Here is a 25,833-nt window from a genome sequence, read left to right as displayed (position 1 = left end):
TTCGTAGACCGATTGTCGTTGTGATGAGTGGCGCAGTCATTTTTAGGAAAACGCGATTGTCGAGGGATGAAGCAAAATGTATTATAACGTTGAACCGTTGCGTACGACCACCGAAATTGAAGACTTTTTGTGGGCCGTTTCGCGCACTAATCATGGTCGGCGCAACCGGATGATTGTCTTATTTGGGATTAATACCGGCCTGCGAATGAGTGATATTTTGAAATTAACCGTAGGCCAAGTGCGTAACCGTGACCGGGTCATGATTGTTGAACAAAAGACTGGAAAAAAACGCTGGTTGTATTTAAAAAATTTACGGCGGGAATTAAGTCACTATACGCGTAATCGGCTTGATTGTGAACCGCTCTTTCCGAGTGGTCGTGGTCAAAATGCCATTACCGTCAACGGGGTTTACAGGGCTTTTCAAACGGCCGGCCGTTTCTTGGGACGGGAAGATATCGGCACCCACACTTTACGGAAAACGTTTGGTTACCATTATTATCAACAGACCCATGACATTGCGGGGTTAATGATGATTTTTAACCATTCCAGTGAGCAGGTGACCAAACGCTATATTGGCATCGAACGAGATAATATTGAACAACAATTGCAGAGAAAATTATGGCAACCGTTTTCATTTTAGCCTTAGTGCTATGGTTGGTCGGGTCCAAAATTGGAATTGACGCGACGATGGTCGGTTTCATTGCAGTTTCAATTTTACTAGCAACCGGGGTCATTAGTGTGAAGGACATGATGGCCCAAAAGGGTGCTTGGAGCTTACTGATTTGGTTATCCATTATCATGTTGATGTCGGCGAAATTGACCACCCTCGGCTTTTTCCCGTGGTTCTCCAAAACGTTAGGCAACCTGTTAGCCGGCGTTAACTGGGTTTGGGTGCTGGTGATCTTGTTCTTAGTTTACTTTTACTTACACTACATGTTTCCAAGCATTTCGACCCAAATCTCAGCGTTATTGGCCGGATTTTTGTCAATCGCGCTGGGCGCTGGGGTGCCGAAATTAATGGCCGGGTTAATGCTTGGCTGGGCCGGTTCAATTTTCTGTTCAACAACCCCGTATTCGGCGGGACCGGCAGCTATGTTATCCACGACTGGGTACGTTAGTTCTAAGGATTGGTGGCAATTGAGCGCCATCTTTGGGGTACTGTTCAACGTCATCTGGCTCGGTGGCGGACTCTTATGGACAAAAGTGATTGGTTACTGGTAAGTTATTCAATTTAAAGGCCTCACCAGCTTGAAAATAGTTGGTGAGGCCTTATTGCTACTATAATTAGTTTTACAGTGTCAGTGAAATTGATTGGCTTAGTGGAAACGGATCGGCTACCGTTGACCAACGGATTACAACCCACTGATAGTCTAAGCTAAACGGTGGTTAGTCGTTTGAAAAATAACTAATCACATCGAGACTGGTATAGCTGACTGGAAAGGCGTGCTGTTGGCGCAACTGTTCTTGCCGCTTTTTGATCCCGTTGTTGGCCAGCGATTCCGGACTTTCCGCGAGGACGAAGTTGAAGACGTGGAATGTATCCGCAGCGCCCCAGGGTAAGGCCGTGGCCTGAGAATCGCCCAAAAAATCGGGGAAGTCGTGGTAAACGGCGGCCAGGAAATTCATGACCAGTGGTTCGAGTAGCCGGTGTAATTTCTCGTACTGGGTGCGTGCAATTAGGTTACCAACTTGGAGGTAACGTTCAAGCTCGGTGTCAGTTGGTTGAGCGCTCAGCGGCATGCCCTCGGGTTCAAACCAAGCTTGTTGCTCGGGATAGCGGTTTAGTAAATTGATTAAGTGCTGTTTAGTAGCCGTCATGACGGGGAGTGGTTGGAGCTCATCCAAGCGTGCGGCGATACCGTCCGCACCGAGTTCACTATCAAAGGCATCGTTGATCGTAAAGGTAAAGAGCGGTCCCGACTGGTGGTAGCGGCCGGTCAACGATAGGTCGGTAATCAGACTTTGATCGTGGTCGATGAAGTGAATCGTGCCCGAAAAGAACTGTTTTTCGCAATCGAGCGTGGTTAACGTCAGTTCCAAATCAAGGTCGGGGGTCACAACGAATAAGTCGTCGAGATTCATGTCCAGGACGCGGGCAATCGTATTGAGATTACTGAACGAAATGCTCTTAGCGCGTCCCGATAATAATTTTGTGAGTGTTTGCGGGTTGATACCGGTCATACTGGCAAATTCATCATTGGAAATGGTACGGTCTTCTAATATGGATTTTAACTGGGACTGGATCATAAGTAGGCCTCCAAACATTCAAATTGATTGGTCGGTAAAAGTTACCCGACACTTGTTAAATACGCGAATTTAGCTAGTAACCTTTTTTTCACTGGAATTTTTCTTAATGGATCGCCGGATTTTTTGCTGAACCGTTTCACGTTGCCAATAAGCGAATAGAAGCAGGACGATGACCAATACTTGAAACGAAGAAAGCACGAAGTCGGTGATACCGTACGCAAAAATCAACGGTAGCGTGACAACCAGGTACTGCACGTTATCCGGCCGGTAACGCTGCCAGATTTGCCGTAACTGCCAACCACCGCGGATGGCCAGGATGGTGAATCCGCCCCCACCCACGAGGCCAAAGGAGGCTAGCAGCATCAAAAAAATATCGTGGGCGTGCGGTACGCTGGTTCCGGTCAGTAATTGGTATTGGTGGCTAAAGCCGTAGTAGGTCACACCAAGTATTGGTGACTGGGTGAAGACCGCAAAACTATTGTGCCAAATCGAAAGCCGGGTCGCCAGGGTCGCTAGTAAGGTACCGTGGCGTGGTAGGAGCGTCAGGGTGAGCGCTAAACAAGCGCCGGCGATTAAGATAATCAAGACGCGGTGACGCCGGTAGCGGATAAATAAAACGGTGACAAATAAGATGGCCATTAAACCAATGCCGGTTCGTGATTGTGTTTGAAGGATTCCGATGCCGAGGATGGTCAGGGTAACCAGTTCGTGAATTGTTGGCTTAGCGTGCGCAGTGATCGTTCTCCGGACAAGCGCGAGGCCCAAGGCAATTAACATTAAGCAACAGGCGTCGTTTGGATTGTAGGCCGAACCGAACAACCGGTTTTGGTTAGCGGCGTAGCCCCACAACAGGTTGCCGGATAAAAACTTGAGCCAGGCTGGCATACTAATCCAATGAAAGAGATTGCCGCTTATTGTAATATACAAGCCAAACCGAATAATTAAATCACGACAGGTGTTTAAGGAAATCGAATCACTGGCAAAACGGCAGAGTAGCCACAAATTGAGTACAACAACTAACATGATTAACGATAACAAAACGGTTTGGGGACTGTGGCGAGTTAAGTTGAGCCCGGTCACCACCATTAAACCGCCAAAGAACCATAAAACGGGATCGTGGCGAAGCCGCTGTGGGTGCCGTAGTAGTTCGAGCCATTGCCAGCGACTCAGATAAATTAATAGGGCGATCCCCACCGGGGGGAGGACGGCCAGTAAGTTCAGACCGAGCAGGATGGGTTTAGGTTGACGGTTGGCTTTCATTTAATCAGACTTTCTCGCAAGTGCGCTAATTTAGAACTAAGTCTGACAGTTGAAAGTTAAGAAATTGTGTCCGTTAAGGAGATCTTAAAAAACTTTAGAATACTGAAAAAGTTTTTGGCTGGCGAGTCGCTTTAAAGCGGAAGCATGGTAAAATGTGGTTAGTTAAATTAAACAATTTTGAGATTAGGGGTTATGTGTGTGGATGCTAAACAATTATCACGGCGATTAGCGGTAGTGGGGTCGTTTGTCAAACCGGGAGCCCGGCTGGCCGACATTGGTTCGGACCACGCTTACTTACCAGCTAATCTGGCGCTAAATCAACAAATTAGCTGGGGCGTTGCCGGGGAAGTCGTTCGGGGTCCCTATGAAAATGCACGACGTGAAATTAGCCGCTTAGGGTTGGAAAACGTCTTGCAAGCCCGTTTAGCGGACGGTCTGGCCGCGATTCAACCGGATGACCGGATTGATACGGTCACGATTGCCGGTATGGGTGGGCCCTTGATTCGCCATATTTTAGAAAGTGGTGTGGCCCAGCTTAAGGGTGTGCAACGGCTAGTCTTAGAACCGAACGTTGGTGAAGCGACCGTGCGTGAATGGCTGGCGGCTAACCAATTTGCCATTAGTGCCGAACGCATTCTCGCGGAAGATGGTCATACTTACGAAATTATTTGTGCGGACCGCACAACCACACCGGTCAGCTATTCGGCAGCGGAAGTCTTATTTGGCCCCTATTTATTGCAGGAAAAGTCGGCCGTTTTCGTGGCAAAGTGGCGCCGCGAGCTTCAGCGCGCACAGCACGCGGTCGCACAAATGCAACGCGCCAAGGTCAGTCCTACAGCCCACTTGGCGGCGGCTAATCAAAAAATTGAGTTGATCAAAGGAGTCTTAGCAGATGTTAGCGAATGAATTGATCGGGCGCTTTGAACAATTTGCGCCGTTGAAGTTACGCTGGAAAAATGATCCGATCGGTTTGCAAATCGGTGACCCGAAGCAGGCGGTGCACAAGGTTTTAGTCACGTTAGATGTTCGGCCGGAAGTCGTGGCTGAAGCCGTTGAGATCGGGGCCGATATGATATTTGCCCATCACCCGGTGATATTTCGGCCGGCCAACAATTTAGACTACTCGGATCCCCAAAAGGCGATGTACGCTGAAATTGCGGCCCATCACATTCTAGTCTACGCGGCGCATACTAACTTGGACTGTGCGGAGGGCGGCATGAATGACTGGTTGGCAGCTGCGTTAGGGTTACAAAACGTGCAGGGCTTGGTTCCGGGCTACCGTGAGCAGGCCGTTAAAATGACCTTGACCGTCCCAACTGCTCAAGTGGAAGCGGCGCAAGAATATTTGACTCGTTCCTTTGGGGCTAAGGTCAACCGTTACGCGGTTAACTCTGGTGAGCAGTTTACGGTCGATATTTTGGCGGACCGGGTTAGTTCCGCAGTGGCCGGCATCAATCAGTTTGTCGATGCCGGGACTTGGGACTACCAAGTGGAACCATTACTGACTGGTGGCCACCAGTACACGATGGGCCGCGTGGGTGACTTAGCGCAGTCGATGACGGCGCGGGCGTTTGCGGAACATTGCAAGCAGGTCTTTAACGTGGGTGGCTTACGACTGGTTTGTCAGGATCCGCAACAAGAAATTAAGCGGGTGGCAGTACTCGGCGGTGACGGCGGTAAGTTTTATCACGCCGCCTTAGCAGCTGGCGCACAGGCCTACGTCACGGGTGATGTTTATTACCATACCGGTCACGATATGTTGGCGGCTGGGTTAACGGTGGTCGATCCCGGTCATCACATTGAAAGCATTTGTAAGCACCAACTAACTAAATTGTTTAAAAATTGGCAGGCGGAGAATGGCTGGACGGTCGAATTTGTGGCGTCACAGCTTAATACGGATCCGTTTACCTTTATTTAAAATTATTATTGTTGAAGGGAAGTAATTTATCATGGCAAAATATCCAAACTTAGTTTCCGATTTTTTGAGTTTCGTTAAGGTTAATACGCGTTCCGACGAGGCGTCAACGACCGTTCCGTCGTCGCCACGGGAAACGGCTTTTTTAAACCAGCTGATGGATAAATTGAAAGCGCTTGGATTGAGCGACGTGGAACGTGATGAACAGAGTGCCTACGTCTTTGCAACCATTCCGGCCAATACGGATAAACCGGTCAAGACGCTCGGTTTTATTTCGCACATTGATACCGCCGATTTTAATTCCGAAAACGTTAATCCTCAAATCGTGAACGATTACGATGGTGAATCGGTCATTAAGTTGGGTGACAGCGATTACGTCTTGGATCCAAAGGTCTTTCCCAGCTTGCATAATTACAAGGGCCACACACTGATTACAACTGATGGGACCACCTTGTTAGGCTCAGACGATAAGTCCGGGGTCGCCGAAATCTTTAGTGTCGCTGAATACTTGTTGGCTCATCCAGAAGTCAAGCACGGCAAGATTCGGGTTGCGTTCGGTCCCGACGAAGAAATCGGGACGGGGGCGGACCATTTCAACGTTCCGGCTTTTGGTGCCGATTACGCTTACACCGTTGACGGTGGGCCACTTGGTCAGTTGGAATACGAAACCTTTAACGCGGCCCAAGCAGTCGTGAATATCAAAGGGGTCAACGTTCACCCGGGCTCCGCAAAGGACGTGATGGTCAACGCGCTCCAATTAGCGGTTGATTTCCAAGCTAGTTTACCGGCCCATGACGTACCCGAAAAGACGGCCGGCCGTGAAGGTTTCTTCCACTTATTATCCTTGGAAGGGACGGTTGACGGTGCCAAGATGACCTACATTATCCGTGATCACGACCGGGCGAAATTTGAAGCCCGTAAACGGCTCTTCGTGGCTGACGCTGACGCAATTAACTTGGCGCAGGGCGGCGAGTACGTTCAAGTGGACGTTAAGGACCAGTACTACAACATGCGTGAAGTGATCGAGAAGGACATGGGTGTGGTTGAATTAGCTAAGCAAGCCATGTTGAAGTTAGGCATTAAACCGCTGATCTTCCCAGTCCGTGGTGGGACCGATGGCTCTAAGATTTCCTTTATGGGCTTACCAACACCGAACCTGTTTGCCGGTGGTGAAAACATGCACGGCCGGTTCGAATACGTTTCGGAACAGGTCATGGAACAAGCTGTAGACGTGGTCCTTCAAATCGTTACCGATAATTACGACCAAAACTAAATCCTTGACCTTCTTTGACCATTCGTTATATAATCCAATCGTCAACAAAGGTCAAACTCAATTGGCAGCTAATCTAGCTGCCTTTTTGCTAACCGATTTGAGGGGGTACGATTGATGAATCCAGAACAATTAACCGAAAGTTTACAACAAGCCTTAGCGGAAGCGCAACGAATCGCCCAAACGCGGCGCCACCAAGAAATTGGGGTGCCCCACTTATTTAAATTTCTGACCCAGCCGGGTGAACTTGTGCGCCAGATTTTTAGCGAGGCCGGCGTCGACCTCGATAAATTGCAGGTCGAACTGGATCGCGAACTCGATGATATCAGTGTCGTCAGTGGTGGTAACGTTCAGTACGGCCAAAGCTTTAGCAGTAGCTTGTCACAGTTGATGCAGGCCGCTGACGCGAAACGGCAGTCGCTAGGTGACGATTTCTTAGCGACCGATACGCTCGCCTTAGCGTTGATGGACCAAACTGGTGACCAGCTGACGAAGTATTTAACGGCTGCTGGTACTACGGCCGGGCAGGTTAAAAATGCGGTTGAACGCATCCGTGGCGGCCAACGGGTCACTTCACGGAACCAGGAAGACCAGTACCAGGCGTTAGAGAAGTACGGTGTCGACCTCGTTAAGCAGGCGCGTAAAGGTAATCAGGATCCAGTGATTGGTCGGGATGAGGAAATTCTTGACGTGATTCGGATCCTGTCACGGAAAACCAAAAATAATCCGGTGCTGATTGGTGAACCGGGTGTCGGTAAAACGGCGATCGTCGAAGGACTGGCCCAGCGAATCGTGCGCGGTGACGTCCCGAATAACTTAAAGGATAAGACGTTGTTCTCATTAGACATGGGTGCCCTGATTGCCGGGGCCAAGTACCGGGGCGAATTTGAGGAACGGTTAAAAGCAGTTTTAAAGGAAATTAAAAAGAGCGATGGGCAAATCATCATGTTTATTGATGAAATCCATAACATCGTTGGTGCGGGTAAGACGGAAGGTAGTATGGATGCCGGTAACTTGCTAAAGCCAATGTTGGCGCGTGGTGAACTCCATTTGATCGGGGCCACGACCCTCGATGAGTACCGCCAATACTTGGAAAAGGACAAGGCGTTGGAACGTCGTTTCCAGAAGGTCCTGGTGGCGGAACCGTCCGTTGACGATACCATCAGTATTTTGCGGGGATTGAAGGAACGCTTTGAAATTCATCACGGCGTTCGCATTCACGACAACGCCTTAGTGGCGGCCGCCAAGTTGTCCGACCGTTACATCACCGACCATTTCCTACCCGATAAGGCGCTGGACTTGATCGACGAAGCGTCGGCGGAGATCCGGGTCGAAATGAACTCCAACCCGACTGAACTAGACCAGGTCAACCGCCAACTGATGCGTTTGGAGGTCGAAGAAGCGGCTTTAAAGACTGAAACCGACGATGCCTCGGTCAAGCGCCTGGCTGATTTACAGCAAGAACTGGCCAGCGCGAAGGAAAAACAACGGACGTTAGCCGACCGTTGGGACAGTGAAAAGAAGAGCTTGCAGGCGTTGAGTGATAAGAAGTCGGCGCTGGATAAGGCCAAGCACGACTTGGAAACGGCTGAGAACAACTACGACTTAGAGGCGGCGGCTAAACTGCAACACGGGACGATTCCCAAGCTGGAAGCCGAGCTAAAGGACATGGAAGCCAACGACCATCACGAAGATTGGCTAGTTGAAGAGTCGGTTACGCCGGACCAGGTTGCCAACGTGGTTTCGCGGATGACCGGGATTCCGGTCAATAAGTTAGTTGCCGGCGAGCGGGAGAAACTCCTGCACTTGGCGGATCACTTACATGAGCGGGTCGTTGGTCAGGACCAGGCGGTGACGGCGGTTGCCGACGCCGTTTTACGGTCACGGGCCGGTTTGCAGGATCCTAACCGGCCGCTCGGTTCCTTCATGTTTCTTGGACCGACCGGTGTTGGGAAAACCGAACTGGCTAAGGCGCTGGCGGAAAACTTATTCGACGCGGATGATCACATGGTCCGAATCGATATGAGTGAATACATGGAGAAAGAGTCGGTTTCACGGTTAGTAGGAGCGGCCCCTGGTTACGTGGGCTACGAAGAAGGTGGCCAATTAACGGAAGCTGTTCGTCGTAATCCGTATTCGATCGTCCTATTCGACGAAATCGAAAAGGCGCATCCGGACGTTTTCAATATTCTGTTGCAAGTTTTAGATGACGGTCGCTTGACGGATGGTCAGGGGCGGACGGTCGACTTTAAGAACACGATTTTAATCATGACGTCCAACCTTGGCTCGCAACAATTACTAGCGGGGGTTAACGATGATGGTCAGTTATCAGCGACGACTCATGATCAGGTCATGCAACTGGTACAGGCCCACTTTAAGCCCGAATTTTTGAACCGGATCGACGATATCATCATGTTCACACCGTTACAGTTGAGTGCGATTGAACAAATTGTCGTTAAATTAATTGCCCGCTTATCGGCCCGCTTGCAAGACCGTGAAATTACGTTGACGATTTCTGACGCGGCTAAGCAGTGGATCGCAAAGCAGGGTTACGAACCGGCCTACGGTGCTCGGCCGTTGCGGCGTTTCATTACGAACCACGTTGAAACACCCTTAGCAAAGGAAATCATTGCTGGACGGGTCGCACCGAAGACGACCGTGGACATTAACTTGATCGATGACCACTTAGTTTTTGAAAATCAGTCCCAGACGGTTAACGCCTAGTAACGTAAAAAGGCCGTGCTTATCACGAATGATAAGCACGGCCTTTTATATACGATTACTTATTTTCAGAACCTTTTACGGGTAGGGAATGGTTAGTAATATAGGTGACACCGTTGACAGCAATTAGTGCAAAGATTGCGGCAACGATTCCGATTTCGCCCGGGTCCCAAGTCATTTGTTCAAGGGCACCACCGATATAACCGATGACTTCCCCGAATAAGACGGCCCAAACAATGATCGTGAGTTGTTTCATCATCTTCCGACACCTCCCAATGAGAGTTATTTTAGCACACCGGGTCCAAAAAACCAATTAGGTTATCACTGCCTTAAAGAACAACCGTTTGGTATAATAAATGCAAAGTGATATTTGAAAGGAGTGGATCGGATGGCGTACGTCCCTTTACAGGTCATGAGTACCTTTAGTCTTTTGAATAGTACCAGTAGCGTTGACGACCTAGTCACGACTGCCAAGCAATTAGGGTACCCGGCCTTAGCGCTGACCGACGTTGACGTGATGTATGGGATCGTCGATTTTTACAACGCGTGTCGCCAAGCGAAGCTGACCCCGATTTTGGGGGTTACTTTAAATTTAACCGGTAGTCAGTTAGGTGAGCAAACCTTTAGTTTAGTCGTTTTAGCCAAGGACTTAGCGGGTTACCAAACTTTGATGCGCTTATCGACCATGAAACAAACGGCGACCAGTGCCGAGCCGTTAACGCTAACGGCAATTTTACCGTATTTACACCACTTAATTGTGATGACGCCGGCTAAGGATAGTGAGTTTGCAGCGCTCTTACTACAAGGTGATCAGCAGGCGGCTCAGACTTGGATACAACAACTGCGGGCGGCGGTTGATCCCGAAAGTTTGTATTTAGGCGTATCGCTGGATCAGGCGCCAGCAATTCGGACCACGATTGTCGAATTTGCCCGGGCCCATCAATTACCAATGGTGGCCTTGGACCCGGTTGATTACGTGCAAGCGACCGACTACTTTGCCGTGTCGGTTTTGCGGGCCATCGACCGCGGACAGCAAATCGAACAGCCTGAACAGTTACAAGGAATTGCCGGTTCCCACTATTTACGACCATTGGATGCCGTTGCCCGTGACTACGATCAGTTAGGCTTAACGGCGGCGGTTGACGCCACGGCAACGATTGCGGCAGCTTGTCATGTGGAGCTGGTTTTTAAGCAGCCCCAGTTACCGAGATATCCAACCCCGCATCAGCTGCCGGCCAACCAGTATTTACGGCAGCTTTGTGAGGCTGGCTTGCAAGACCGTTTGCAAGCAATGGGACCAGAGGTTGATTCCCAACCCTACGTTGATCGGTTGGCACGCGAACTTAAGGTGATCGATCAAATGGGCTTTGACGACTACTTTTTAATCGTCTGGGACGTGATGAACTTTGCCCACCAAAACGGTATCACAACTGGACCGGGTCGGGGTTCGGCGGCCGGTGCGTTGGTCGCCTACGTGTTAAAAATTACGGACGTTGACCCGTTGGAGTACCACCTCTTGTTTGAACGTTTCTTGAACGCTAAGCGGGCTAACATGCCCGATATTGACTTGGACATACCGGATAACCGCCGCGAACAGGTGTTAGCTTACGTTCATGATAAGTACGGTCACGACCGGGTCGCGCAGATCATCACCTTTGGCACGTTAGCCGCTAAGCAGGCGTTACGTGACGTTGGCCGGGTCTTTGGCTTGTCAACGTTTGAGATGCGCGACTGGAGTGCGGCAATTCCCAACCAGTTGCACATTACGCTTGCGGCGGCTTATAAGGGCTCACAGCGGTTACGCAACTTAGTGGCGGACTCGGCTAAAAACCGCTTGCTATTTGAAACCGCGCAACGGCTGGAAGGGTTACCACGGCATTATTCGACCCACGCGGCCGGGGTCGTGTTGAGCCAGCAACCGTTGATCACCATCGTTCCCTTACAAGCGGGGAGTGAAACGATGATGATGACCCAGTACACCAAGGACACGGTCGAAGCGGTCGGCCTACTGAAGATGGACTTTTTGGGGTTGCGCAACTTGTCGCTGATGGCCAGTGCACTGCACTACGTTCAACGGCAGACCGGTCAACCACTTGCCATTACGAAAATCAATTTGAATGATCCGGAAACCCTGAAACTATTTCAGGCCGGTGATACAACCGGTGTCTTCCAGTTTGAATCGGCGGGGATCCGCAACGTGTTGCGGCAGCTACATCCCGACAATTTTGAACTGGTTGCAGCGGTCAACGCGCTTTACCGACCGGGGCCGATGGAAAATATCGATCATTTCATTGCCCGAAAAAAGGGAACCGAGCCGGTGACCTATCCGGACGCGGCGCTTGAACCGATCTTGGGCCCGACCTACGGCATCTTGGTCTACCAAGAGCAGGTCATGCAAGTTGCGGCCGTGATGGGCGGATTTACGCTTGGGGAAGCCGACTTACTGCGGCGGGCGATGAGTAAGAAAAAGAAGACGGTTATTGATCAGATGCGCCAACAATTTATTGCCGGTGCGACCGCCAAGGGATTTGACCAAGCCGTGGCGGTGCAGGTCTATCAGTACATCGAGCAATTCGCAAATTATGGATTTAATCGCTCACATGCGGTAGCTTATAGTAAGATGGCGTTTGAATTGGCCTACCTCAAAGTCCACTTTCCGGGGGCGTTCTTTACGTCATTGATGAATTCAGTTTTAGGAAATGGCACTAAGTTGAAACAGTACTTGGCTGAAGCCAAACAACACCACGTCAAGATCGTGCCACCGGATATTAACGTTAGCGGACAATATTTTGACTGGGACGGTCAGCAGTTGGTGTTTGGATTGAGTTCGATCAAGGGCCTGCGTCGCGATTTCGTGCAAAGTGTGATTGCTGAACGGCAGGCTAACGGTAACTTTAAGAGCCTGCAACAGTTCATGCAACGGTTGGACCCCAAGTGGTTAAAGGATGATTTGATGACGGCGTTGATTTACGCCGGCGCCTTTGACCACTTCGGGATGAACCGGGCCGAACTACTGACCAGTGTTCCGGAATTATTGTCGAGTGCGCAGTTGGCCGGCCAGAGTGTCAGCTTGTTCGCTTCGTTAGCCCCGAAAATTAAGCGGCAACCGGAGTTACCACTTGCTGAACGCTTGGCTAAGGAAGTTGAGTATTTGGGAGCCTACGTTTCCGGTCATCCGGTTGAAACTTACGATTGGCTGGCACAGCAACAGCGGACGCAACTGGTCAGCACGCTCGTTAATGAGCAAAGGGTACGCGTGTTAGTTTACATTACCAAGATCCGGACGATTCGGACTAAGCGCGGGCAACCGATGGCGTTTGCCACCGGGAGTGACTTATCCGGAGAAATCGACCTAACGATCTTTCCCACGACCTTTGAACGGCTGCGTGACCAGTTGCAGACGGAGCAAGTCGTCTTGATTAGCGGTAAGGTCGAGCAACAGCGGGGACTGCAAGTCATCGTGGATACTTGGCGCTTAGCCAGTACCTTTCCTAAACCAGTTGGCCAGTTATTCTTGCGGTTGCAACCGGAAGTGGACGGTCCGGCGACCCAGGAAAAAATTTTAGCTTTACTCAAGCGTTATCCGGGACCTAATCCGGTGTTAACCTACGCCGTACAAAGTCACCGGACGGTTGAACTAAATTCACAGTACTGGGTCGCGCAAGATGATAATTTGTTTGGAGCGCTTACAATGTTATTAGGTCGCGGTAACGTGGTCATGAAGAACGTCAGCCCTTGATATGACGGCGTTTTCACGGGAATTTAATTTGCGAAAATAACAGACATTCGGTTTCAAAAGTGTTAGAATCACTTATGGAGTTACGAACTCAATTTATTGCCTGAGGTGAAAAAATGAAACGCATTGGTATTTTAACCAGTGGCGGCGACGCTCCTGGTATGAATGCGGCCGTTCGTGCCGTTGCCCGTAAAGCGATGGCTGAAGGGTTAGAAGCATACGGCATCAATTACGGCTTTGCCGGGTTGGTTGCTGGTGACATTCATAAAATTGAAGCAGCGGATCTTGACGGGGTTGTTAATCAAGGTGGCACCTTGTTATACTCTGCACGTTATCCAGAATTTGCTCATGAAGAAGGTCAATTGAAGGGAATCGAACAACTGAAGCGATTCGGTATCGATGCCTTAGTCGTTATCGGTGGCGATGGCTCTTATCACGGTGCCTTACGTTTAACTGAACACGGCTACAACACGATTGGCCTTCCTGGTACGATCGACAATGATATTCCTTACACGGACTTTACGATTGGTTTCGATACGGCGGTTAACACCGACGTCGAAGCGCTCGACCGGATTTATGACACGGCCCATAGTCATGACCGGACTTTCGTTGTGGAAGTTATGGGTCGTGGTGCCGGGGACGTCGCAATGTGGGCCGGCTTATCAGTCGGTGCCGATGCGATCGTGATTCCTGAATTAGACTGGGACATGGAAACCATTGCTAATAAGATCAAACATAACCGTGCCAACGGCCACCGTTGCAACATCGTGGTCTTAGCTGAAGGGGTTATGGGTGCTGACGAATTCGTTGAAAAGTTATCCCAATACGGTGACTTTGATGCGCGTGCCAACACGATTGGTCACATGCAACGTGGTGGTCGCCCAACTGCTAAGGACCGCGTCCTCGCAAGCAAAATGGGGGCCTACGCGGTTGAACTCTTACTTGACGGTAAGGGTGGCTTAGCCGTTGGGATTCAAGACAACCAATTGGTTAACCATGACATTCTTGATCTGTTCAATTCGAAACATAAGGCGGAATTATCACTTAGCAAGTTAAACGAAGACATTTCGTTCAACTAAGTGACCGCTTTACCACCAACATTAGATAAAAATGACGTTAATGTCTTTTTATAAAAAACTTTCAAGGGAGAGATTTTTCTTATGAAGAAAACCAAGATTGTTTCAACACTTGGTCCTGCCAGCACCGATACTGACACTATTGTTAAATTAATCGAAGCCGGCGCAAATATTTTCCGCTTTAACTTTTCACATGGTGACCATGCTGAACATTTGGACCGTTTAAACAAGGTTCATGAAGCAGAAAAGATTACGGGTAAGACTGTTGGTATCATGCTTGATACTAAGGGTGCTGAAATTCGGACGACCGTTCAAAAAGACGGCAAGTCTGAATACAAGATCGGTGACAAGGTACGCATTACCATGGATGATTCATTAGAAACCACTCATGATAAAGTTGCCGTTACCTACGATGGCCTCTTTGATGACGTTCACGTAGGCGGTCACGTCCTCTTCGATGATGGTTTATTAGACATGAAGATCGACGAAAAGGACGAAGCTAACCGTGAATTGGTTACCACTGTCCAAAACGCCGGTGTTTTAGGCTCACGTAAGGGTGTTAACGCTCCTGGCGTTTCCATCAACTTACCTGGGATCACTGAAAAAGACTCAAGCGATATTCGCTTTGGCTTGGATCACGAAATCAACTACATCGCGGCTTCGTTCGTACGTAAGCCTCAAGACGTTTTAGATATTCGTGAATTGCTTGAAGAAAAGCACATGGAACACGTTCAAATCTTCCCTAAGATCGAATCACAAGAAGGTATCGACAACGCCGATGAAATTCTTAAGGTTTGTGACGGGTTAATGATTGCTCGTGGTGACATGGGTGTTGAAATTCCTGCAGAAAACGTTCCGTTGGTACAAAAGTCCTTAATCAAGAAGTGCAATGCTTTAGGGATGCCAGTTATCACCGCTACTCAAATGTTGGATTCAATGCAAGAAAACCCACGCCCAACGCGTGCCGAAGCTTCTGACGTTGCCAACGCTGTCTTTGACGGTACTGATGCAACGATGCTTTCTGGTGAAAGTGCTAACGGGCTTTACCCAGTTGAATCAGTTGCCATGATGGCTAAGATCGACCAAAAGGCTGAAAACACGTTAGCCGAAAACGGTTCATTACAATTAAACCGTTTCGACAAGACTAGTGTGACTGAAACCATCGGGATTGCGATCGCCCGTGCTGCTAAGAACTTAGGTATCAAGACGATTGTTGCTGCGACTGAATCTGGCTACACTGCCAAGATGATTTCGAAGTACCGTCCGGATGCTGATATCTTAGCAATCACGTTTGACGAACGGACTCAACGTGGCTTAATGGTTAACTGGGGTGTTCAACCAATCGTGGCTGAAAAACCAGAAACCACTGATGACATGTTTGACTTAGCCGCTTCAAAGGCCGTTGAACTTGGCTTTGCCAAGGAAGGTGACCTGATCTTGATCACTGCCGGTGTGCCAGTTGGCGAACGCGGTACGACTAACATCATGAAGATCCAATTAATTGGTTCTAAGTTAGCCGATGGTCAAGGTGTCGGTGACGAAACGGTTATTGGTAAGGCTGTCATTGCTACTTCTGCACAAGAAGCCATTGACAAGGCCGTTGAAGGTGGCGTTTTGGTCACTAAGACGACTGATAAGGATTATTTGCCAGCCATCGAAAAGTCAAGTGCCTTGGTTGTTGAAAACGGTGGGTTAACTTCACACGCTGCCGTTGTTGGTATTTCAATGGGAATTCCAGTTATCGTTGGTGTTAAGGATGCCACTACTGTGATTGCCGATGGTCAATTGATCACCGTTGATTCACGTCGTGGGATTGTTTACCGCGGTGCTTCTAACGCCCTTTAATTTCAATTTGATTGAAACGAAAAGTCGTCGCTTAGCGGCGGCTTTTTTTGTGGCCTGGGGGCGTAACGAAGTTTTTCAGCCTGAATCGCCCGCAGTCCTCGTAATTTCGGGCGTTTTCAGTTACAATAAGAACCACGTGAGGTGTCGTATGGAAAGCTGGTTATTTTTAGGCGCCATTTTAGTGGTCGCGTTTTTAGGCAAGAATCAATCCTTGCAAATCGCGACGGCGGTGGTGTTACTAATTAAGTTAATCCCGAATACGAGTAAATTACTGACAACGATCGGTCAAAAGGGAATCAATTGGGGGGTCACGGTGATTACCGTGGCAATCCTGATCCCGATTGCGACCGGCCAGATTGGCTTTCGGGACCTACTGCACGCGTTTAAATCGCCGGTCGGTTGGATCGCGGTGGCGTGCGGGGTACTGGTATCAGTGCTATCGTTTCACGGGGTCGGTCTGTTATCGGCCACGCCGGAAATCACGGTTGCGCTGGTCTTTGGTACCATTATGGGCGTTGTCTTATTGCGAGGAATTGCCGCGGGTCCGATTATCGCGGCCGGAATTACTTACTGTATCATTCAAGTGTTACACTTGAGCATTCAGTAAGCTAAAGGAGCACACATTAATGGATAGTTTTATTGGAACGGTGGTCACTGCCAAGGTCACCGATGAAAATGATGACGCGTACTTTGTTCAGTATGAAGGACAGACGCTGTTAGTCGACAAGCAGGAACCCGAGAAACCGCTCCACATTGGCAGATTATACGAAGGTTTCGTTTATGAAAATGAGGATCACCGGTTACAACTAACGCGGCACGTTCCCGAAATTTCGTTCGACCACTTTGTTTGGGGGACGGTCGTCCGCACCCGTCACGATTTGGGCGTGTTCGTTGACGTTGGTCTGCCAAATAAGGATATCGTCGTGTCACTAGACGAACTACCGACGATTAGCCGGTTATGGCCTCAAAAGGGTGACCGCCTATACGTTAAGTTAACCCGTGACAGCAAGCAACGGTTGTGGGCAAACTTGGCTGAAATGACAGATTTTCAGGCAATTGCGAAACCGTATGACCGTGAAACGGTTAAGAACGCTGACGGCGCCGCAACCGTCTTTCGCTTAAAGATGGCTGGGACCTCCGTTATTACAGATGATGGCTACCTGGGCTTCGTCCACCCGTCGGAACGTAATCAGGAGCCGCGCTTAGGTCAACACCTCAAAGTGCGGGTCATCGGTCATTTGCGCGATGGCGAACTGAACTTGTCATTAAAACCCCGCGGTTATGAAGAAATTGGTGACGACGCACAGATGCTGCTTGCCGCACTCCAGCACCAGGCGGACCACCAGTTACCGTTTTGGGACAAGAGTGATCCCGCCGATATTCGGCAAGCTTTCGGGATCAGTAAGTCCCAGTTTAAGCGGGCCGTTGGGAATTTATTAAAACAACGTTTGATTACTCAAGAAACTGGAATGATCAAACTGGTTGATGCCGAGAATGGACCAGCCGAAGATTGATCAAGAAATGCAGGATCAGCTGGCTGACTACCTGCATTTTTTACGTGTTGAGCGCGGCTTAGTAACGAATACGATTAAGAGTTATTCGCAGGATTTAACGGCTTTTAGCACCTACTTGGTGACCCAGAAAATTCACCACTATGAGCAGGTCGACCGCTACGTGTTATTGAATTACCTTCAGTTCATGGATGAGGCGGGGAAATCACGGAATACCATCATTCACAGTGTTTCGAGCTTACGTAAGTTTTTCCAGTACCTGGTTTCAATGCACGTGACGACTAGCGACCCGATGATTAAAATCGATACGCCCAAGCGTGCCCACCACTTACCGCAAGTTTTGTCCGCTAACGAAGTGGAACGGTTACTGGCGGTACCTAAGTTGGATACGCCGTTGGGCTTACGCGACCGAACGATTTTGGAAGTGATGTACGCGACTGGTTTACGGGTCAGTGAAACCATTAGTTTAAAAATGGACGACTTACACTTAGACCTTGGTTTGATTCAAACGATTGGGAAGGGTGACAAGGAACGCATTATTCCGATTGGCGACGTCGCCATCGATTTTGTGACCCGCTACTTGAAGACTGCTCGTCCCAAGTTGGCTTCGGCTAAGCGCCGCAACCCCTACCTTTTTCTAAACAACCACGGCGGGCAACTGACGCGGCAAGGCGTTTGGAAAAATTTAAAGGCCATCGTGAAGGCGGCTGGAATCGAGAAAAACGTGACACCGCATACGCTACGCCACTCGTTTGCGACCCATATTTTGGAAAACGGGGCGGATTTACGGGTCGTGCAGGAGTTGCTGGGTCACGCGGACATTTCGACAACTCAAATTTATACCCACATTACGAAAAAACGCCTGGCAGAAGTTTATAATAAGTACCACCCGCGGGCGTAGTTAGGAGGGGTCATTTGCTAGTTAAATACCGAAAAGATTATGAAAAAGTGGCGATGGGGCTACTGTCATTTATTCCGGACTTTCGCGATCTCAACCATTTACAAACCGAAATGCACTGGTATGAAGCGACCGATGACCGCGAATTATTGTTGTGGCGGCAGCCGGACGGTGATTTCAGTGGCATTATCGGAATCGAGATCGGTTCGGATTTTATCCTGGTCCACCACGATTCGTTGTCGCCGGAGGAACGGACGGCGGCCAACCAGCGCCAAGTCCTAGACGACTTAGCGGCGCTGTATCCGCGCAAACGCATTATGGGGACTTTAGAAATGGCGCCAATCATCGGCGAATGGGAGCGAAACCGTGACAAACAATCAACAACAACCGATCACCATTAAAATTTCTGAATTTGAGGGCCCCCTGGACCTATTGTTACACATGATTCGGCAAAATAAGATGGACATTTATGATATTCCGATTGCGGAAATTACCCAGCAATACTTGGATTACCTGCACTCGATGCGGGCCTTACAATTAGATATTGCGGGTGACTACCTCGTGATGGCGGCAACCCTGATGACGATTAAAAGTCGCTATTTGTTGCCCCAGCCGGAACCGGAAGATGAGCAGGAAGAAGAAGTCGAAGATCCACGCGATTCGTTGGTGGCCGAACTACTGGCTTATAAAGTTTACCAGGAGGCTGCCGGTGAGTTGCGGTTGAAGGAACGGGAGCGGCACCAGCACTTCACTCGTGAAGCCATGCTGGTACCAGCAGACTTGGCGACGCCCAAGTTAACGGCTGGTATTACCGTTGATGATTTACAGGCGGCCTTTCGGCAATTAGTTGCTAAGCGTCGGCGGGCCCGGCCGTTAACTAAGACGGTCGTCGCCGAACACATTAATATTGATCAACGAATGGGCCAAATCAAGCAACGGTTAGCCGCTTGCCAGACGGGCCTGGAATTTGCGGACCTCTTTACGCCGGCCGCTAGTGACGAGATGCTCGTAACGACCTTCATGGCGGTGTTAGAATTAACGAAACAGGCGCAAGTCTCGCTGGCACAAGCTGATCCACTGGGACCGATCCATTTAACCTTAAGACGGGATGAACAGAAACATGACGAACATTGAACAAATTGAAGCTTTACTTTTCGTGGCGGGTGACGAAGGGGTGACCGTAGCGGAACTTGAACACGCCACCGGGTTTGCCAAGCCGGCGATCACGACGATGCTGACGAGCTTGGCGGAAAAGTACGCCGACCAAGCGGACTGCGCGCTGACGGTGTTATCGACCGAAAACACGTACCGTTTAGCCACTAAGGCCGACGTCGCCGGGGTAGTTAAGCGCTACTTTGAAGCCCCACTGTCCACGAGCTTATCGCAAGCGTCACTCGAAGTCCTCGCCATCATTGCTTACCGGCAACCGTTGACGCGGATCGAAATCGACGAAATCCGCGGGGTTCACAGCGGCTCGACGATTCAAAAACTAGTTTTACGCCAGTTAGTGACGGAAACCGGGCGCCTGAGTGAACCGGGTCGGCCGATTTTATACGGCACGACCGAGCTTTTCTTGGATTACTTTGGTTTAAAGTCGCTCGACGACTTACCGGCGATCGATTTAGCCGCGCTGAGCGATGCCGAGCACCCGGCGCCGGAGACCGACCTATTCTTAACGGCGTTTCAAGATAAATTAAAGGGGTCCCAACAGGACCAGGAGGATAATTAATGGCAGAACGATTACAAAAAGTGATGGCGGAAGCCGGGGTGGCCTCACGCCGGAAGTCCGAGGTGTTGATCACTTCTGGTCACGTTAAGGTCAACGGCAAAACGGTCACGGAACTGGGCGTTAAGGTTGATTTAAGCGACCACGTTGAAGTTGACGGTGTACCGTTACACGCGGAAAAGCCAGTTTACTACTTGTTTTATAAACCGCGCGGCGTGGTGACGACCGTACACGATGAGAAGGGCCGCAAGACGGTCATGGACTTTTTTGAGGACGTCCCGGAACGGATTTACCCGGTCGGTCGTTTGGATTATGATACGTCGGGCTTGTTGATCATGACCAACGACGGGGCTTTAGCGAACCGGTTGACCCACCCCAAGTACGAAGTTAAAAAGACTTATTTAGCTAAGGTCGAGGGCGTCCCGACCAACGCCGATTTACGCCAATTACGGTTGGGCGTTGAAATTGATGGTCGTAAGACCGCCCCGGCGAAATCAAACTTACTCGATAGTGATCATAAAAAAAATAATGCATTAGTTCAACTCACGATTCACGAAGGCCACAACCACCAAGTTAAGAAAATGTTGGCGGCGGTCGGCCACCCGGTGACCAAGCTAAAGCGCGAGCGCTATGGGGTTTTAGATTTACAAAGTTTACAGCCCGGTGAGTATCGAAAATTAAAACCAATTGAAATTAGCAAGTTAAAGGGTGAAAGATAGCGCTTGCATTTTTAAAATGCTGTGCTTATAATATAACTGTAAAAATAAATATTTGGTTCATCTTCAGGGCAGGGTGTAATTCCCGACCGGCGGTAAAAACCCGCGACCTACGTTTACGTAGTGATTTGGTGCAATTCCAAAGTCGACAGTTAAAGTCTGGTATAAAGAAGATCGAGCTTATTTGTCATAAACTTGCAAATAAGGCTGCCCCGGATGACGTTCAAACGTTTTTTCGAGCGGCTTTTTATTTTTGGCGGCGACAAGAAGTTCATTTTGAAGATGACCCATAGGAGGGTGCGTTATGCAACAAACGACGTTACGCCGACTAGTGGGCATTGCCTTACTCGGCGCGGTTTCATACGTTTTATCGTTAGTGGAGTTTCCAATTTTACCGATGGCTTCCTGGATGAAGATCGACTTTTCGGATATTCCGATTTTGATTGGGTTACTGATTTACGGGATTGGTGGAGCCTTCACAATCACGGTTATTAAATTAGTGATTCATTCCGCGATGACCGGTTTTGCCATCTACAGTTTAATTGGGGCGTTTGCGAGCTTTCTCGGCTCAGCCAGCTTGATTATTTTCTTCGCGCTGGTCCTACGGTACTTCAAGGGTGACGCTAAGTGGCGGATGCCACTAGCCATTGGGGTATCAACGATCGCGTTGACGGTGATCGAGTCGCTGGCCAACTTAACGTTTGTCTTACCGTTTTATTTGCAAGTAATGGGATTTGACCTGAATTTATCACTCGACAAGTTTGTCTTGTTCGTCGTAGTACCATTTAACCTGATCAAAGGGATTCTCGTTGGTGGGGTCTTCTGGTTAGTCTACGAACGTCTGGCGAAGTGGTTAGGCAGCCATAACCAACTGGCTAGCCGAATTTAAAATGATTTAAAAAATAAGGGCGTTGCTTTTCACGGAGTTGATGAGCGACGCCCTTTTTGGGTTGAAAATTGAAACGACGGCGCGTGCCGTGCTATTCTATTTGAAGAAAGGGGGCGGATCAGCGTGTTTGAAGACTATTTACTCCGGCTATTCAGTGTGACCCCCCGCCGCGCAAAGGCGATTTTTAACGTCTTGCGCGGTCGGCGAACGGTGTCAACGCTATTTGCCGGGTTAACTTACGGCTGCCTAGACCAGCTAGATAGCTGGCACGGGGTGCCGTTAGAGCGCTTTTTGGCTACGGCTGAGGCGTTAGTAAATCAGGGGTTCCTGGCCAGCCCACAACCGGGCTATTTACAGCTAACGCCGGACGGCCAGCAACGCGTGGCGGCCACGACGCTTTACCGCCCCGTTGCGTTAAGCGCGTTTCAAACGGTGGCGGTGCGCCAATTTGCGGCCGAAGCCCAACTGGCACTCCAAGTCGTGTCGGAAGCGGTTCACCAGCAACGCCGTTATTACCCGGTCACGACTGACCCCAAAACGCAGGCGCGCGTGAAGGCCTGGGTGCGGCAACAATCCCGGACACGGGAAGTCGCCGCGGCCGTGTACGCCGGTCTGCACGCCTTTTTGGGTCAATTGGATCCGCAGCTGGCCGCGATTTTTGTTGCAAGCTTAACCGGTTATCGGCAACCGGGACTGACCGATGCCCAACTGGGGGTCCGCTTTGATCGGCAACCGATCGAGTTACTGATGATTCGTAAGGACCTGACGTGTCAGTGGGTCGCGTGGTTGCAAAGCCACCCAAAGGACCCACTCGCCGGGTTACTGGCACCGCTAGTTAAGGCTAGTCCGGTCAGTACCAGTGCCCAACGGACGGTGCGCGATTTTAGCCAGTCCGGGGATTTGAACCAAATCGCACAAAACCGGCGCCTAAAACCGAGCACCGTTCGCGAACACTTGTTAGAAGCGGCCATTTTGACGCCTCGGTTTCCGTTTAAGCGGGTGCTATCGCCAGCCGTTCTAACACAGCTTAGCGACGGGTTTGGTGGGCGACAAGACGTCGCGGATTGGCAATTTGCGGAGGCCCAAGCCGTAAACGCGCAATTAACGTTTTTCGAGTTTCGGCTCTACCAGATTATGAGGTGTCACGATGCAACAAGCTGAACTTTATCACTTATTAAAACAAAAGTACGGGTTTGACGAGTTTCGACCTGGGCAACTCGCCGTGATTCAGCACTTATTAGCCGGTGAAGACGTTTTAGCGGTGTTGCCGACCGGTACCGGGAAATCATTAATTTATCAGCTAGTCGGTAGCGTGCTGCCCGGTCTCGTTGTCGTTGTTTCGCCCCTAATTTCGTTGATGCAAGACCAGGTCGCACGGTTGAATTATCAGGGTGAAAAGCGGGTCGCGGCGTTAACCTCACAGCAGGATTACGGTAGCCGCCAGCAACTTCTGAACCGGCTGGACCAACTGGATTTTTTGTTTGTTTCACCGGAAATGTTGAATCAGCCGGCGGTGCTCACGGCCGTACGCCAGGTACAACTGGCCCTGTTTGTCGTTGACGAGGCCCACTGCATTTCAACGTGGGGCCCTGATTTTCGGCCGGATTACTTAACGCTCGGGACGCTGCGTAATCAACTGGGGGACCCGGTCACGTTAATGCTGACGGCAACGGCGACCGCCCGGATCCGTGACGACATTACCCGCCAGTTACGGGTCCCAACGGCCCACCAGGTCCTGTATTCGGTCAACCGCCCGAATATTTACTTGGCGGTCGCGACGCTAAGCGATGAAACGGCGAAGCGGGCGCGTTTGCGGCAACTGATTGAAACGGTTGCCGGTCCGGTGGTGGTTTACTTCAGTTCTAAGCGCCAGACCGATTTGACTGCCGAGTGGTTGCGGGACGTGACCGGACTGCGGGTCGCCGGTTACCACGCCGGACTGTCTGCGGAAGACCGTTTCAAGATCCAGCAGCAGTTTATGACTGGTCAGCTGGACGTTATCTGTGCGACCTCGGCCTTTGGAATGGGCATCAATAAAGCTGATATTCGGATGGTCATTCACTACCATTTACCGACTAGTTTGGCGGATTACGTTCAAGAAATCGGGCGGGCCGGTCGCGATGGTCAGCCGGCCTTAGCCGTGATTTTGTACGTTGCTGGCGATGAACATCTCGTGCAGTCACTAAACGACCTAACGAGCGCCACGCCGGCAGAAATTGCTGCAGACCAGCAGCGGTTTGCGCGCAAGCAACCCGCCCAGGACGCGCTCAGTGAAGTGTTAGACCATTACTGGCAACGGGGAATTGACCCCGCACGCGTCAGTGAGCAATTCGTGGCCCGGGCCGCGGCAAGACAGCGTGAGCTGGCCGCGTTATTACGGTACGTGACCAGCACCACCTGTCGGCGGGCGGTCATGCTGAGTTATTTCGGCGAAGACGCCCCGGAACACTCGCTGACTTGTTGTCAACTGCCGGGAGCGGATTTACCGCTTGACCAACTTGGCTTGAAACGCGGAGCAGCGCCGACAACCTCGGAAGTCGAAGACTGGGAAATCCAGTTAAAACGGCTGTTCTTACTAAATTTTTAAACAAAAGAATTTCGGGTTATGGTACAATGTTGGGTGAAAGTTTTTTGAGGAGGAACCCCCTATGAGTCAAAAAAATGATAATAAAAAACCCCAAGATGATAAACCTTGGGATAAAACTTTTGAAGACGATCGGGACGACTCGGGCAATTTATCGCGAACTCAAAAACGCAAACAAGATACTAGTAATTCAAAGTTAACCACCATTTTAGTGGTTTTAATTTTGTTGCTCGCCATTGCACCAATTGGGTATTTTTTGGTGAAAAAAAATTCGCTCAATAATCCGCAACGAACCGAACAGGTTGCGAGTTCCAGTTCTAAGAAGTCTTCGAGCGTTGTCGCGGACACGGATGATGCGCTGTCGAAAAGCTCATCCAAGGCCGCCGCTAAGCGAAAAGCTGCGTCTAAGAGTAGTAGTCTGGCACTAGCTAGTTCTAAATCAGCTAGTAAAGCGGCTGCTAGTTCCGAATCGAAGGACGCTGCGAGCACTGAGGACAGCAGTAGTAGCAGTAGCAGCAGTTCTTCCGAATCAGAATCCGGAAAGAAGTACGTCACGGTAGAAGCCGGTCAGGGTGTTTACCGGGTCGCGACTAATGCGGGTATCTCGGTGGACAAACTGTTGGAATTAAACGGTTTGTCGTCGGGAGCAACGATTTCGGCGGGACAACGGTTACGTGTCCGTTAAAACATGAATCTTAAATAGTGAGGGTAAGATTAATGGCTGAACAAGCACTACAAGTTGCCATTGACGGGCCGGCTTCGGCGGGTAAAAGCACCGTGGCTAAGCTCGTTGCAAAGCGCTTTGGGTACATTTACGTCGACACCGGTGCGATGTACCGGGCCGTTACCTTTTGGGCGATGCAGCGGGGCGTCGATTTGTCTGATGAAGCGGCGGTTACCGCGGCAATGCAGTCGTTAAAAATCGGCTTTAAACCCGGAGACCCCGATCAGTTAGTCTTTGCTAACGACCAGGATATTACGATGGCCATTCGTCAACCGGACGTGACCAATAACGTCTCCACGATTGCGGCCTTACCGCAAGTCCGGACCATCTTGACCGACCAGCAGCGCGAAATGGCTGCGGCCGGTGGGATCGTAATGGACGGTCGCGACATTGGCACCACCGTTTTACCGCACGCCCAGGTCAAAATTTTCTTGGTTGCGTCGGCAGCGGAACGGGCCAAGCGCCGTTACGCGGAAAACATTAAAAAGGGCATCGAGACGCCCTTGGCTCAGCTCCAGGCTGAAATCGAATTGCGTGATCATAAAGATTCGACGCGCAAGGTCTCACCTTTGACGAAGGCGCAAGACGCTATCGAGGTCGATACGACCCCGATGTCAATTGAAGAAGTGGTTACAACGATCGCAGAAATTATCAAAAAACAAAGTTCAACAATCTAAATTGCATTAACTTAATGCTTTTAGCTAGCTTTTCATAT

23 protein-coding genes, 1 pseudogene and 1 riboswitch are annotated in these 25,833 nt (G+C 50.1%); of the genes and pseudogenes, 21 read left to right on the top strand and 3 right to left on the bottom strand.

Annotation, left to right across the window (positions count from 1 at the left end):
- The first annotated feature begins 76 nt into the window (after positions 1-76).
- Positions 77-640 carry a tyrosine-type recombinase/integrase gene (locus FFM82_RS02760; protein ID WP_137644348.1) on the top strand — a complete coding sequence of 188 codons (564 nt, stop codon included), beginning with the start codon at positions 77-79 and terminating at the stop codon, positions 638-640.
- Positions 601-1,221: pseudogene (locus tag FFM82_RS02755) on the top strand (anion permease); the annotation flags it as partial. The gene FFM82_RS02760 and the pseudogene FFM82_RS02755, both read left to right, overlap by 40 nt.
- A 165-nt stretch (positions 1,222-1,386) precedes the next feature.
- Here the strand turns inward: FFM82_RS02755 and FFM82_RS02750 are convergent.
- Both FFM82_RS02750 and FFM82_RS02745 read right to left on the bottom strand, forming a co-directional pair.
- Positions 1,387-2,247 (bottom strand): helix-turn-helix domain-containing protein, encoded by an 861-nt coding sequence (locus tag FFM82_RS02750; protein ID WP_170178187.1) that lies wholly within the window; start codon positions 2,245-2,247, stop codon positions 1,387-1,389.
- 69 nt (positions 2,248-2,316) lie between these two features.
- On the bottom strand, positions 2,317-3,507 hold the full coding sequence (locus FFM82_RS02745; protein ID WP_137644346.1) for an O-antigen ligase family protein: 1,191 nt from the start codon (positions 3,505-3,507) through the stop codon (positions 2,317-2,319).
- 198 nt (positions 3,508-3,705) lie between these two features.
- Here FFM82_RS02745 and FFM82_RS02740 point away from each other — a divergent pair, with 198 nt between their 5' ends.
- The 4 genes from FFM82_RS02740 (at position 3,706) to clpB (ending at position 9,416) form a co-directional block, all read left to right on the top strand.
- Complete coding sequence (locus FFM82_RS02740) at positions 3,706-4,413, top strand: tRNA (adenine(22)-N(1))-methyltransferase (protein ID WP_137644345.1); 708 nt, start codon at positions 3,706-3,708, stop codon at positions 4,411-4,413.
- On the top strand, positions 4,400-5,425 hold the full coding sequence (locus FFM82_RS02735; RefSeq protein ID WP_137644344.1) for a Nif3-like dinuclear metal center hexameric protein: 1,026 nt from the start codon (positions 4,400-4,402) through the stop codon (positions 5,423-5,425). The genes FFM82_RS02740 and FFM82_RS02735 overlap by 14 nt, the downstream gene beginning before the upstream one ends.
- Positions 5,426-5,456: 31 nt before the next feature.
- Positions 5,457-6,695 carry a peptidase T gene (gene pepT / locus FFM82_RS02730; protein ID WP_137644343.1) on the top strand — a complete coding sequence of 413 codons (1,239 nt, stop codon included), beginning with the start codon at positions 5,457-5,459 and terminating at the stop codon, positions 6,693-6,695.
- A gap of 114 nt (positions 6,696-6,809) precedes the next feature.
- Positions 6,810-9,416, top strand: coding sequence for an ATP-dependent chaperone ClpB (gene clpB / locus FFM82_RS02725; protein WP_137644342.1), 2,607 nt, complete (start codon positions 6,810-6,812; stop codon positions 9,414-9,416).
- A 55-nt stretch (positions 9,417-9,471) separates the two neighbouring features.
- Here the strand turns inward: clpB and FFM82_RS02720 are convergent, their stop codons facing one another.
- Positions 9,472-9,672 carry a YjzD family protein gene (locus FFM82_RS02720; protein ID WP_137644341.1) on the bottom strand — a complete coding sequence of 67 codons (201 nt, stop codon included), beginning with the start codon at positions 9,670-9,672 and terminating at the stop codon, positions 9,472-9,474.
- A 129-nt stretch (positions 9,673-9,801) separates the two neighbouring features.
- Here FFM82_RS02720 and dnaE point away from each other — a divergent pair, with 129 nt between their 5' ends.
- From dnaE to cmk, 15 genes are all read left to right on the top strand, one after another.
- Positions 9,802-13,152 carry a DNA polymerase III subunit alpha gene (gene dnaE / locus FFM82_RS02715; protein ID WP_137644340.1) on the top strand — a complete coding sequence of 1,117 codons (3,351 nt, stop codon included), beginning with the start codon at positions 9,802-9,804 and terminating at the stop codon, positions 13,150-13,152.
- Positions 13,153-13,265: 113 nt separating this feature from the next.
- Positions 13,266-14,228 carry a 6-phosphofructokinase gene (gene pfkA / locus FFM82_RS02710; RefSeq protein ID WP_137644339.1) on the top strand — a complete coding sequence of 321 codons (963 nt, stop codon included), beginning with the start codon at positions 13,266-13,268 and terminating at the stop codon, positions 14,226-14,228.
- Positions 14,229-14,309: 81 nt separating this feature from the next.
- Entirely contained in the window at positions 14,310-16,070 is a 1,761-nt protein-coding gene (gene pyk, locus FFM82_RS02705; RefSeq protein WP_137644338.1) for a pyruvate kinase, read from the top strand.
- Positions 16,071-16,218: 148 nt separating this feature from the next.
- Positions 16,219-16,677: a DUF441 domain-containing protein gene (locus FFM82_RS02700; RefSeq protein WP_137644337.1), complete on the top strand. Its 459-nt coding sequence runs from the start codon at positions 16,219-16,221 to the stop codon at positions 16,675-16,677.
- Positions 16,678-16,696: 19 nt separating this feature from the next.
- The gene (locus FFM82_RS02695; protein WP_137644336.1) at positions 16,697-17,584 is read left to right on the top strand and encodes a CvfB family protein; all 888 of its coding nucleotides are present in this window, start codon (positions 16,697-16,699) and stop codon (positions 17,582-17,584) included.
- Between the two features lie 7 nt (positions 17,585-17,591).
- Positions 17,592-18,482 (top strand): site-specific tyrosine recombinase XerD, encoded by an 891-nt coding sequence (gene xerD / locus FFM82_RS02690; RefSeq protein ID WP_137644427.1) that lies wholly within the window; start codon positions 17,592-17,594, stop codon positions 18,480-18,482.
- Positions 18,483-18,496: 14 nt separating this feature from the next.
- The gene (locus FFM82_RS02685; RefSeq protein WP_137644335.1) at positions 18,497-18,880 is read left to right on the top strand and encodes an N-acetyltransferase; all 384 of its coding nucleotides are present in this window, start codon (positions 18,497-18,499) and stop codon (positions 18,878-18,880) included.
- Complete coding sequence (locus tag FFM82_RS02680; protein WP_137644334.1) at positions 18,846-19,613, top strand: segregation and condensation protein A; 768 nt, start codon at positions 18,846-18,848, stop codon at positions 19,611-19,613. Before FFM82_RS02685 ends, FFM82_RS02680 begins: the two co-directional genes overlap by 35 nt.
- Positions 19,600-20,208, top strand: coding sequence for an SMC-Scp complex subunit ScpB (gene scpB, locus FFM82_RS02675; RefSeq protein ID WP_137644333.1), 609 nt, complete (start codon positions 19,600-19,602; stop codon positions 20,206-20,208). Before FFM82_RS02680 ends, scpB begins: the two co-directional genes overlap by 14 nt.
- Positions 20,208-20,924, top strand: coding sequence for a pseudouridine synthase (locus FFM82_RS02670; RefSeq protein ID WP_137644332.1), 717 nt, complete (start codon positions 20,208-20,210; stop codon positions 20,922-20,924). Before scpB ends, FFM82_RS02670 begins: the two co-directional genes overlap by 1 nt.
- Positions 20,925-20,979: 55 nt before the next feature.
- A riboswitch (FMN riboswitch) is annotated at positions 20,980-21,100 on the top strand.
- Between the two features lie 125 nt (positions 21,101-21,225).
- On the top strand, positions 21,226-21,810 hold the full coding sequence (locus FFM82_RS02665) for an ECF transporter S component (protein ID WP_137644331.1): 585 nt from the start codon (positions 21,226-21,228) through the stop codon (positions 21,808-21,810).
- Positions 21,811-21,933: 123 nt separating this feature from the next.
- Positions 21,934-22,971, top strand: coding sequence for a YpbB family protein (locus FFM82_RS02660; RefSeq protein ID WP_137644330.1), 1,038 nt, complete (start codon positions 21,934-21,936; stop codon positions 22,969-22,971).
- The gene (locus tag FFM82_RS02655; protein ID WP_137644329.1) at positions 22,958-24,397 is read left to right on the top strand and encodes a RecQ family ATP-dependent DNA helicase; all 1,440 of its coding nucleotides are present in this window, start codon (positions 22,958-22,960) and stop codon (positions 24,395-24,397) included. The genes FFM82_RS02660 and FFM82_RS02655 overlap by 14 nt, the downstream gene beginning before the upstream one ends.
- 61 nt (positions 24,398-24,458) lie before the next feature.
- Positions 24,459-25,079, top strand: coding sequence for a LysM peptidoglycan-binding domain-containing protein (locus FFM82_RS02650; RefSeq protein ID WP_137644328.1), 621 nt, complete (start codon positions 24,459-24,461; stop codon positions 25,077-25,079).
- Positions 25,080-25,111: 32 nt separating this feature from the next.
- Positions 25,112-25,795 (top strand): (d)CMP kinase, encoded by a 684-nt coding sequence (cmk, locus tag FFM82_RS02645; RefSeq protein ID WP_137644327.1) that lies wholly within the window; start codon positions 25,112-25,114, stop codon positions 25,793-25,795.
- Positions 25,796-25,833 lie beyond the last annotated feature (38 nt).

It is taken from the genome of Lactiplantibacillus plajomi (genome assembly GCF_005405405.1).
In the GTDB taxonomy this organism is placed as follows: Bacteria; Bacillota; Bacilli; order Lactobacillales; family Lactobacillaceae; genus Lactiplantibacillus; species Lactiplantibacillus plajomi.
Note: the sequence above shows the minus strand (reverse complement) of the source record. Positions and strands in the feature narration are given on the sequence as shown.